Raw genomic sequence first — 8,371 nt, 5'->3', positions numbered from 1 at the left:
GACATCACCGGCGACAAACTCCCCGACCTCGCCATCACCACCGGCACCCAGTTCTGGATCCTCTCCGGCTACACCGGCGCCACCATCCAGACCGCAACCCTCATGGAAGGCACCGCCTGGGCCCCCCGCGACATCATCAACATCGCGGACATCGACCTCGACAACACCCCCGACCTCCTCTGGCGCAGCCACGACTCCGGCACCATCTACATCCGCCACGGCAAGCCCGGAACCGTCCCCGGAAGCGTCGACATCAACTCGTTGAAGACCGCGGCCGCTTCCCGCGAAGGTGTCGACACCTCCTACGGGACCGGCTGGACCACGACCAACATCACGGCGGTCATCGGGATCCCGGACGTCAACGGGGACAAGATCCCCGACCTGTGGGTGCGCTACGGCGCCGACGGCACGATGAAGGTCTACCACCCCTCCACCACCAACACCGGCCCGGCAGTGAAGACGGTTCTGTCGACTAACTGGACCGGTATCAAGTCCTTCGGCTGATCACCGACCGAAGAACCCGCGTCACAGAACAGCGAGCCCCCGGCGCCTCACGGCGCCGGGGGCTCGCCCCATTTCGTCTCACAGGGCCGGTGTGCTCTCCCGTATCACCCGGTCCGCCGGGAGGAGGAGGCCGGAGGCAGGTGTGGCGGCCGTGCCCTCCACCGTCGTGACCAGCCGTTCGACCAGCGCGTGGGCGATCGCGGCGAGCGGCAGGCGGACGCTGGTGAGGGCGGGCTGGAGGACCGTGCACAGCGGCATGTCGTTGAAGCCGGTGACGGCGACGTCGGTGCCCACGGCGAGGCCGGCCGCGCGGACGGCCTGGTACGCGGTCAGGGCGAGCCAGTCGTTCGCGCAGACCAGTGCGGTCGGGCGGTCCGCGCCGACGAGGATGCGCCCGATCGCGTGGGACAGGGCGGCCGGGTCGTCGTCGGGGACCCCGACCTCGAAGGCGCCGCCGGGAGCCGAGGCCGCGGCCTGGAGCAGGCCCGCCCGGCGGTCGGCGAGCCAAGGCAGGTTCGCGGCGGAGTTGACGTAGCAGATCCGGCGGTGGCCCTGGTCGAGGAGGAGCCGGACCAGTTCGGCGGTGGCCCCGGCGGAATCGATGTCCACCCAGTTCTGGGGGCGGCCGGGCGCCGTGCGGCCGAAGGCCACGAAGGGGAAGCCCGCCTCGCTGAGCACGTCGACCCGGGGGTCGTCGTGGATCACGTCGGAGAGGACGAAGCCGTCGACCTGCCGGGCCGCGATCAGCCCGTTGAAGGACCTGGCGACCGCGTCCGCGCCCCGCTCGGGGTCGCAGCGGAAGAGCAGGACGCGGTGGCCGACGGCGTCGGCGGCGCTCACCAGTGCCTGGAGGAAGCCGCCCATGAGGGGGTTGGGGTCGGCGGGGTTGTCGGCGGGGGCCGGGTAGCCGATGACCCTGCGCGTGCCGGTGCGCAGGCTGCGGGCGGACTGGTCCGGCTGGTAGCCGAGCTCGTCGATGGCCGCGGTGACCCGGGCGAGCGTGGTCGCGCGCAGCCGGTGGGGCGCGTTCAGGGCGTTCGAGACGGTCTGGCGGGAGACTCCCGCCGCGCGGGCGACGTCCTCGATGGTCACCTGTTGAGCGGGCATCGTTCCTCTGCGGGGGCTTCGGGTGCTGTGGGGGCCGTGGAGCTGTGGAGGCTGTATACGAAGGGTGTGTGTGCGGGCTGTGTGTGTGTGGGGGGGCGGTCGGGGGGCTGGCGGCGGCGCGCGAACCGGCCGTCGGCCCCCCGCCTCGTTCAGCCCTGTCGGGTCAGCGTGAGCAGGCCGCCGGTCGGCACCGGCACCGGGTTCGCCCCGGCGACGAGTTCGAGCACGGTATCGGACAGGATCTCACCACGGCAGTCCTGGACCAGGGCGAGGGCCCGTCCGGGGCGGGCAGCCGTGAGGAGGACGGTGGGGTCGGCGTCCGCGTTGGCCACGAGGACCCGCGCCCCGGCCTCCTCCGGTACGGCGACGGGCACGGGTGCGTAGCGCCCGACGACCGTCGTGTCCCGGGCGTGCGCGCGGACGAGGATGTAGCCGAGGTCCGGGCGCGCCGGTTCCAGGGCGCCCTGCTGGAGGACGTCGGCGTGGCGGCGGAAGACGTCGAGCCAGAAGCGGACGGCCGCGAGCTGGTCCTGGGTCTGGGCGGCGAGGTCTACGGAGATCTGCGGGACCGAGAACAGCGCGTTCACCAGGTGCACCGCCACACCTTCGGGCGTCTCGCCGGCGTGCCACATGATCATGTCGGCGTGGACGGCGAGCGGGCCCGCGAGCAGCCGGCAGTCGATGGTCCGCTGGCGGTTCTCGGCCGGGCTCAGCGGGCAGTCGACGGCGCGGACCATGGTGGCGTACGGCCAGAGGCCGGGGCTGACGTACGGCTGGCGGTGCTCCACGATCACGTCCGGGCGCGTGCGTCGCAGCCGGGTGTCGAGCTCGGCGAGCAGGCGGCGTACGCCCTCGTGGACGGTGGCCTCGTCGGCGCCGGGCGGCGCGGGCGGGGCGTCCGCGACGGCGAAGCGGTCGATGAAGTCGAGCTTCACGCCGTCCATCCCCCAGTCCTCGACGGCGCGGGACACCTTGTCGACGAGGTGGGCGCGGACCTCGGGGTGGCGGGGGTCGAGGACGGCCGCGTCGAGGTTCGGCTCCTCGCGGAGGATCAGCCCCTTGAACCGGTCCCATGCGTCGTTGTGGCGCCCGATGAACGGCAGCGCGTACCAGAGGAGGTAGGCGAGGCCGCCGCGCCGGACCTCGGCGACGTGGGCGGCGAGGTCCGGGAAGGCGGTCCGGTTCGGCTCCCAGTCGCCGCAGTGGCCGTAGCCGCGGGCGCGGTCGGCGGTCTGCCAGCCGTCGTCGACGATGACGCTCCCGCAGCCGACGGCGGCGGCCAGCGCGGCCTGGCGCTCGACGGTGGCGGCGTCCACGTTCTGGTGGAGGCTGTACCAGGTGGAGTACGCGGGCAGCCGCGCGGCGGGCGCGACGCCGGGGTGCGCGGTGCCCTCGGCCCACCAGTCGGTGACGTCCTGGAGGGTGGCGGCGTAGTGCCGGCCGCTGAGGTCGACGCGCAGCGTCAGCGGAGGGCCGTCGGGGGTGAGCTCCTGCTCGAAGACGAACGCGAACTCGCCGCTCTCCTCGACCACTCCCGCGCCGACCCGCACGGGCGCGCCCGTCTCCCCCGCCGCGGCCGTGCACAGGGCCCGGTCGCCGGTCCCGACCAGGCTGGCGACGGGCGCGCCGAGGGCGAGCGAGACGGTGCGGGGCACGGTCCAGGAGGGCGGGAGCCAGCGGCCCGCGGTGGTGCTCGGCGTCCAGTACGCGGTGGCCCCGACGCACGGGACCCGCCACTCGGCCCGGACGGTGACGGGGGCCGTGGCCCGTACCTCGATGAGCGCCACGCCGTCCGCGACCGGGGTGACGGCCGCCTGCCAGGCGCCGTCGTCGCCGCCGCCTGGGACGGTGAGGTGGACGGTGAGGGGGGTGCCGGTGGGGTGGTGGAGGGGGGTGGGGAGGGCGCGGCCCGCGCTCGTGGTCGGCTGTTCCCTGTCGTCGTGGGGGCGCCAGGCGGCGACGGGCGGCTCAGCGGGCGGGGTGGCGGGCGGGGCTTGGGTGGCGGGGTCGGTAGCGGCGGGGTCGGTCGTGGGATCGGTGTCGGTGTCCGGGGTGGAAGTCACGGGGCGGGTCACTCCTTGGTCGCCCCGGCCAGGAGGCCGGAGATGAACTGGCGCTGCAGCACGAGGAAGAGGGCCATCACGGGGATCGCGGCGATGGCGCTGGCGAGCAGCACATGGGCGTAGTTCGTGGTCGAGAGGCCCTGGAGGGTGGCCGTGGCCACGGGGAGGGTGTACATCTCGGGGCTGCGCAGGGCGATCAGCGGCCAGACGAACTGGTTCCAGCCGCCGAGGAACACGAAGAGCGCGAGCGCCGCGATGATCGGCCGGTTGACCGGGATGACGATCCGCCACAGGACGCGCAGCTCGCCGGCGCCGTCGACGCGGGCCGCGTCGAGGAGTTCGTCGGGCATCGAGCGCAGGGCCTGGCGCATCAGGAAGATGCCGAACGGGGTGACGAGGCCGGGCAGGATCACCGACTGGTAGGTGTCGATCAGGCCCAGGTCCATCATCATCTGGAAGATCGGGATGAGCATCACCGTGTCGGGGATGACGAGGGTGCTGAGCAGCAGGACGAAGAACAGGTTCCGGCCGCGGAAGTCGAACTTGGCGAAGGCGTAGCCCGCCAGGACGGACACGACGACGGCTCCGGCGGTCTGGACGCCCGCCACCACGAGGGTGTTGAGGAGGACGCGGGCCAGGCCGATCGACTCCTGGAGTCCCTGGAGGTTGTCCAGGAGGTGTCCGCCCGGGAGCAGTTTCGGCGGCCAGGAGAAGACGTCCTTGTCCTCCTGGGTGGCGGCCATGGCGAGCCAGTAGAAGGGGCCGACGCAGAGCCCGAAGGCGCCCGCGAGCAGCAGGGTGAGAAGGGGGCCGCGCGTCTTCACCGGCGCTCTCCCATCAGCCGGACCTGGATGATGCCGAGGACGGAGACCAGGGCCGCGAGGGCGTAGGCGAGGGCCGAGGCGTAGCCGAAGTCGAAGTATTTGAAGCCGTTGTTGTAGAGGTACATGGTGACGGTGAGGGTGGAGTTGTCGGGGCCGCCGCCGGTGAGGACGTACGGCTCGTCGAAGAGCTGGAGGGTGCCGATGGTGGAGAGCACCACCGTGAGGAGGAGGATGGGCCGCAGCTGGGGCAGCGTGATGGCGAAGAAGCGGCGGACCGGTCCGGCGCCGTCGACCATGGCCGCCTCGTACAGCTCCTTGGGAATGCCCTGGAGTCCTGCCAGGTACATGACCGCGTTGTAGCCGGTGTAGTGCCAGGTGATGACGAGGACGACGGCCACGCGGGCCCAGAAGGGGCTGCCGAGCCAGTTGACGGGGTCGATGCCGACGAGCGAGAGCAGCCAGTTGAGCAGGCCCGCGTCGCGGTTGAGGATGACGGAGAACATGACACCCGCCGCGACGAGTCCGGTCAGGGACGGGACGAAGACGCCGAGGCGCCACAGGGGGCGCAGCCAGACCTTGGTGGAGTTGAGGCCGAGGGCGACGAGCAGGGCGAGGCCGAGCATCAGCGGCACCTGGACGACGAGGATCAGCGCGGTGTTCTTGAGCGCGGTCCAGAACAGCGGATCCGTGAGCAGCCGCCGGTAGTTGGCGAGGCCGGCGAACCGGGACTCCTCGCCGCTGCCGGTGGTGAGGCTGATCCAGAAGGACGCGGCGATGGGGTACGCCTTGAAGACGGCGAAGCCCAGGACGGCGGGCATGATCAGGAGGTACGGGAAGGAGCGGCGGGTCTGCGGTCCGCGCCGGGTCAGCGGTCCGCGCCGGAGCGGCAGTCCGCGCCGGGTGGGTCCTGATCGCCTGATGGAGTGGGCTCGCCGGGTCGGCGGGGTGCCCGGGCGCTCCCGGACGGCGGCGGGGGCCGTCCCGGGTGCGGGCGCGTCGGTCTCGGCGCGGGGCGGGGGCGGGGACGGGTCGGGGCCCGGGACGCGTTCGGGTGGGGCGAGGGACATGTCAGGCCGCCTGCTGCCGGCCGGTCTGCTGCGCGAGCTGCTTCGCCGCGGCCTTGAGGGCGTCGGCCGGGTCGGCGCCCTTGACCAGGACCTGGCTCTGGGCGTCGCTCGCGAGCTTCAGGGCGCGGCTGTAGTCGCCGGTGAAGTTGGTGGCGTCCGAGCCCGCGTCGAGCGAGTCGACGAAGGAGCGGAGGACCTGCTGGCCGCCGTAGAAGGGGTTCGGCGCGCTGAACTTCGGGTCCTCGTACGCCGACTTGAGGGCGGGGAAGACGCCGCCGGAGGCGAACATGCGGTTGATCTCGGCGGGCTTGGTGAGCGCGTACTCGACGAAGCGCCAGGCGGCCTTGCGGCGCTTGCTGGTGGCGGAGACGGTGAGGTAGGTGGAGTTGACGATGGCGCTCCGGCCCCCGCCGGGGACGGCGGCGGGCGGCTGCATCACGCGCCACTTGCCGCTCTGTGCGGGGAACTTGCTCGACAGGTACTCGATCGCCCAGGCGGGGTACGGGGCGGTGGCGAGCTTGCCCTGGCCGACGAGGCGCTTCCAGGTGCCCTGGCCGGCGGTGTCGGCGAGGAGCCCGGTGTCGTTGAGCCGCTTGATGACGGTGAGGGCGTGGACCGCCTCCGGGGAGGCGAGGGTCACCTTGCCGTCGTGGTCGAAGTAGAAGGCGCCCTGGAGCTGCATCAGGTTCTGGAAGAAGTCCATGTCCTGGGTGGTGCCGGGCTTGTCGAGGCCGAGCAGCTGGGCGCCGGTGGCGGCGCGGATCCTCGGTCCGGCGGCTATCAGGTCGTCCCAGCTGGTGAGGGAGGCGGGATCGACGCCGGCCTTCTCGAAGTAGTCGTGCCGGTAGAACAGGCCGAGCGGGTTCACCTCCCAGGGGAGGGCGCGGGTGGTGCCGTCCTTGCCCTTGACGGTCGGCCACAGGCCCTCGGCGAACGCGTCCTTGTACCGGTCGGCCCCGAGTCTGGACAGGTCGGCGAGGCCCTGGGGGAACTTCTGGAGGTAGCCGGGCAGGTAGTCGACGCCGATGTGCAGGACGTCGGCGAGGCCCTTGCCGCCCGAGGCGAGACCGACGGTGATCTTGTCCCAGATGGCGGGGTTGCCGAGGTCCTGGACGTCGACCTTGATGCCGGGGTTGTCGCGCTCGAAGGAGGGGACGACCCCGCGCAGGGCCTCGGCGGCAGTGGTCCAGCTCCAGACCGTGATCTGGCCGCTGTCGCCGTCGGCGCCCGCCGCTCCGGCACCGGATCCGCCGCCGCCACAGGCGGTCAGGCCGAGCCCGGCGGCGGAGGCGGTCGCGAGGTGGAGCATCCGGCGGCGGCTCAGGTGGTGGGACATGTCGGCTCCTGGCTCGGGGGGTTGAGGGGATTGACGGAGTTGAGGGGGGTGACGGGGCTGAGTGGGGTGACGGGGCTGAGTGGGGTGAGGGGGGTGTCGGAGGGGAGGCTGGGGAGGGCCTTCGGGAGGGGTGGGACGGGTGAGACGGGTGGGGCCGGTAGGGCGGTCGGGAGGGTCGCGCGGGAGCTTCCGGCGAGCGGGCGCAGGGCCTGCGCGAGGAGATCCGCGGCCACCGTCCCGGTGGGGAGGTGGGGCGAGAGCCGGATCCATTCGCCGCGGCGGGTGGTGATCACTCCGGCGGCTTCGAGGGTCCGGTGGACGGCGGCGGGATCGTGGCCGGGCAGGCGGAAGGTGCCGATGCCGGCGCGCTCCCGCTCCCCCAGCCCGTCCAGCAGGACCTCGGCGCCGGCCCGGCGCGCCCGGTCGAGCAGTTCGGCGAGGGTCGCGCGGATCCGGTCGCCGACGGCGGCGGGGCCGCCCTGGGCGAGCAGTCCGTCGACGGCGGCGCCGAGGGCCGCGGCTGCCGGGAAGTCCGGGTTGGTGGCGAGGTGCGCGGCGGCTCCGGGCAGGGCGGGTGCCGGGTGCCGCTCGGCGAAGGGTTCGGTGACTCCGGCCCAGCCGCCGAGCCCGGGGAGCAGCCGTTCGGCGCAGCGGTCGCGGATGAGCAGCAGCGCGGCGCCCCAGCCGGCCCGCAGCCACTTCTGGCCGCCGCTGACGAGGACGTCGGCGGCGTCGGTCTCCAGCGGGACGGCGCCGAGCCCCTGGATCGCGTCGACGATCAGGAGGCGGTCCGGCCCGAGGATCTCCTTGAGGGCGCCGAGCGGGGCGAGGTGTCCGGTGAGGGAGTCGACGGCGCTGACGGTGAGGGCGGTGACCTCGGGGGTGAGGTGCCGTCGCAGGAGGTCGGCCGAGATGCGGCGGTGCCCGTCGGGTTCGACGAGGCGTACGTCGGGTCCGCCTCGGCCGGCGAAACGGAGCCAGGGGTAGACGTTGGCGGGGAACTCGCCCCGGGGCACCAGCACCGTGCCGGGGCCCTGGAGCGCCGCGGCGGCGGTGAAGAGGCCGTTGCTGGTGGACGGGACGAGGGCGATCTCGTGCGGCTGGGCGCCGAGGAGCCGGGCGGCCGAGGCGCGGGCCGCGTCGCTGAGGGCGAAGAGCCGGTCGAGCTCGGCGGGACCCGCGCGGCGCGCGAGGGCGATGGCGGCGGCGGACGCGGCGACGGCCTCGGGGGCGAGCGGGCCCACCCTGGCGTAGTCGAGGTAGCCGGGCACGGGGCCGTCGTCGTCGGATACGGGGCCGGAGCCGGGTTCGGGGGCGTGGCCGGGGGCGTGGCCGGAACCCGGAATTTGATCGTTCAAAGTATGTCCCGCACGAAGCTACTCCTATGGCATCCCTGGGATTTGAAGGTTCACATTAGAGAGGCAGGGGTCGCCCGACAAGAGGTCGGACAAAGCCGATGCCGAGAGACTC

General features: G+C 73.1%; 6 protein-coding genes and 1 pseudogene. 1 reads left to right on the top strand and 6 read right to left on the bottom strand.

Translation table 11 applies throughout. The features are described from left to right. Nucleotides 1-504, top strand: a pseudogene (locus tag AB0C99_RS29380) (hypothetical protein); the annotation flags it as partial. 78 nt (nt 505-582) lie between these two features. Here AB0C99_RS29380 and AB0C99_RS29375 read toward each other — a convergent pair. The 6 genes from AB0C99_RS29375 to AB0C99_RS29350 all read right to left on the bottom strand — a co-directional run bounded on the left by AB0C99_RS29375 (nt 583) and on the right by AB0C99_RS29350 (nt 8,259). Further along, nucleotides 583-1,611 (bottom strand): LacI family DNA-binding transcriptional regulator, encoded by a 1,029-nt coding sequence (locus AB0C99_RS29375; RefSeq protein WP_362481312.1) that lies wholly within the window; start codon nt 1,609-1,611, stop codon nt 583-585. A 149-nt stretch (nt 1,612-1,760) separates the two neighbouring features. Continuing rightward, nucleotides 1,761-3,674 carry a glycoside hydrolase family 36 protein gene (locus AB0C99_RS29370; protein WP_362481309.1) on the bottom strand — a complete coding sequence of 638 codons (1,914 nt, stop codon included), beginning with the start codon at nt 3,672-3,674 and terminating at the stop codon, nt 1,761-1,763. Nucleotides 3,675-3,682: 8 nt separating this feature from the next. After that, nucleotides 3,683-4,498 carry a carbohydrate ABC transporter permease gene (locus AB0C99_RS29365; protein WP_362481307.1) on the bottom strand — a complete coding sequence of 272 codons (816 nt, stop codon included), beginning with the start codon at nt 4,496-4,498 and terminating at the stop codon, nt 3,683-3,685. Continuing rightward, the gene (locus AB0C99_RS29360) at nt 4,495-5,565 is read right to left on the bottom strand and encodes a sugar ABC transporter permease (RefSeq protein ID WP_362481304.1); all 1,071 of its coding nucleotides are present in this window, start codon (nt 5,563-5,565) and stop codon (nt 4,495-4,497) included. The genes AB0C99_RS29365 and AB0C99_RS29360 overlap by 4 nt, the downstream gene beginning before the upstream one ends. Nucleotide 5,566: 1 nt before the next feature. Next, complete coding sequence (locus tag AB0C99_RS29355; protein ID WP_362481301.1) at nt 5,567-6,901, bottom strand: extracellular solute-binding protein; 1,335 nt, start codon at nt 6,899-6,901, stop codon at nt 5,567-5,569. Further along, nucleotides 6,886-8,259 carry an aminotransferase class V-fold PLP-dependent enzyme gene (locus AB0C99_RS29350; RefSeq protein WP_362481299.1) on the bottom strand — a complete coding sequence of 458 codons (1,374 nt, stop codon included), beginning with the start codon at nt 8,257-8,259 and terminating at the stop codon, nt 6,886-6,888. Before AB0C99_RS29350 ends, AB0C99_RS29355 begins: the two co-directional genes overlap by 16 nt. Nucleotides 8,260-8,371 lie beyond the last annotated feature (112 nt).

The organism is Streptomyces sp. NPDC048659, from assembly GCF_040650575.1.
GTDB lineage: Bacteria > Actinomycetota > Actinomycetes > Streptomycetales > Streptomycetaceae > Streptomyces.
This window is presented reverse-complemented; position numbering and strand designations above follow the sequence as displayed.

Excerpts from the sequence above, each read along its gene's own strand:
- AB0C99_RS29360 (WP_362481304.1), bottom strand. The coding sequence starts at position 5,565 with ATGTCCCTCGCCCCACCCGAACGCGTCCCGGGCCCCGACCCGTCCCCG.
- AB0C99_RS29355 (WP_362481301.1), bottom strand. The coding sequence starts at position 6,901 with ATGTCCCACCACCTGAGCCGCCGCCGGATGCTCCACCTCGCGACCGCC.
- AB0C99_RS29375 (WP_362481312.1), bottom strand. The coding sequence starts at position 1,611 with ATGCCCGCTCAACAGGTGACCATCGAGGACGTCGCCCGCGCGGCGGGA.